1 protein-coding gene is annotated in these 1,733 nt (G+C 65.7%); it reads left to right on the forward strand.

Annotated features, from left to right (window positions below; all coding sequences use genetic code 11):
* Window positions 1-143 precede the first annotated feature (143 nt).
* Window positions 144-1,586 carry an IS1380 family transposase gene (locus AZG88_RS13065; protein WP_061697933.1) on the forward strand — a complete coding sequence of 481 codons (1,443 nt, stop codon included), beginning with the start codon at window positions 144-146 and terminating at the stop codon, window positions 1,584-1,586.
* The last annotated feature ends 147 nt before the right edge of the window (window positions 1,587-1,733 follow it).

Below are 1,733 nucleotides of genomic sequence, written 5' to 3' on the forward strand. Positions count from 1 at the left end.
CGAATCGGTGCATTCGGGTTTAGCCTGGATGCACCGATCTGGACGAGTCCGTGGGTGGGTCGTAACGGCGAAATGCCCTGTCGTAGTGGAAGAATTGAACTTCTCACAGAAACAATTCGGCCACGACGAAGGGCATCTCGTAGATGCAACTATCTCATACCCGGCCCGTCGCGGCGGCGAGGTTCGACGACCCTAATCTGATGTCGACCGCGGGACTGGTCCCGGTGATGGCATTGGCGCAGGCGAGCGGCCTGCTCACCCTCGCCGATCAGCAGCTGAGCGTGCCGACCGACAAGGGCGCCAACCCGGGCCGCAAGGTCGCCTCGCTGGTCGGTGGGATGGTCGCGGGCGCCGACAGCATCGCCGACCTGGCGATCCTGCGGCACGGGGCGATGGGAACGATATTCGATCGACCCTATGCACCGTCGACCCTGGGATCGTTCCTTCGTCAGTTCACCTTCGGGCACGTTCGGCAACTCGACGCCGTGGCCTCGCGGTTCCTGGGCAACCTCGCGGAGAAGACCGTGCTGGTGTCGGGGATCGACACCGGGCGGGTGCTGGTCGATATCGACGATACGATCATCGAGGTCCACGGCCACGGCAAACAAGGCTCCGGATACGGCTACTCCGGCGTGCGCGGGCTCAACGCCCTCATCGCCACCGTCACCACAGAGACCGCTGCGCCGGTGATCCTCACCCAACGCCTGCGCCGAGGAGCCTGCGGCTCCCCGCGCGGGGCCGCCCGCATGGTCGCCGACGCCCTGGCCACCGTCGACCGGCTGCGTTCCCAGGCCCGCGGGGCGCACGTTGGCTGCTCGAGCGGTGACGGCGCGTCGAAACCCCTGATTCGGTGCGATTCGGCGTTCTACGGCCATCCCACCATTGGTGCCGCGATCCGCGCCGGCGCCGATGTGTCGGTCACCGTGCGCCTGACCTCCACCGTCAAACGTGCAATCGCATCGATCCAGGACGACGCCTGGACACCGATCGAATACACCGACGCCGTCTACGACGAGGGCACCGACACCTGGATCTCGCGGGCGGAGGTCGCCGAGACCCCGTTCACCGCGTTCGCCTCGCAGAAGAAGGCCCACCAGATCCCCGGTCGGCTGGTGGTGCGCCGCATCCCCGACCTGCGACCGCCCAAGGACCAGGGCCAGGGCACGTTGTTCGACGTCTGGCGGTTCCACGCCTTCTTCACCACCACCGACCCCGACGAGCTCGATACCGTCGACGCCGACAAAACCCACCGCCAGCACGCCGTCATCGAACAGGTGCACGCGGACCTGAAGAACTCCGCTCTCGCGCATCTGCCGTCGAACTCGTTTTCAGCGAACGCCGCCTGGCTCGTCGCCGCGGTGATGGCATTCAATCTGACCCGCGCCGCCGCCACCCTCACCGGCGATCCCAAACTGACGAAAGCTACCACCGGCACCCTCCGGCGCACCCTCGTCTCGGTTCCCGCACGCATCGCTTCCTCCGCCCGGAGGTTGACGCTGCACCTACCCACGCACTGGCCGTGGGAAACAGCGTGGCACAACTTGTTTGACAGCACCTTCGGTCGAAATCAGCCGATCATCACCTAACGCCGGTCACACATGCCCACCCTCGATGCGAAAGACTCAGTGGAACAACCCGACACACCAGGTCGGACGATCACCCACGCCCACACCCCACCCGCTGCCACACAACGGAATTCACAGCGACGACATCAACGAATCGGTGCATTCGGG

The organism is Rhodococcus sp. LB1 (assembly GCF_001583455.1).
Lineage (GTDB): Bacteria > Actinomycetota > Actinomycetes > Mycobacteriales > Mycobacteriaceae > Rhodococcus_F > Rhodococcus_F opacus.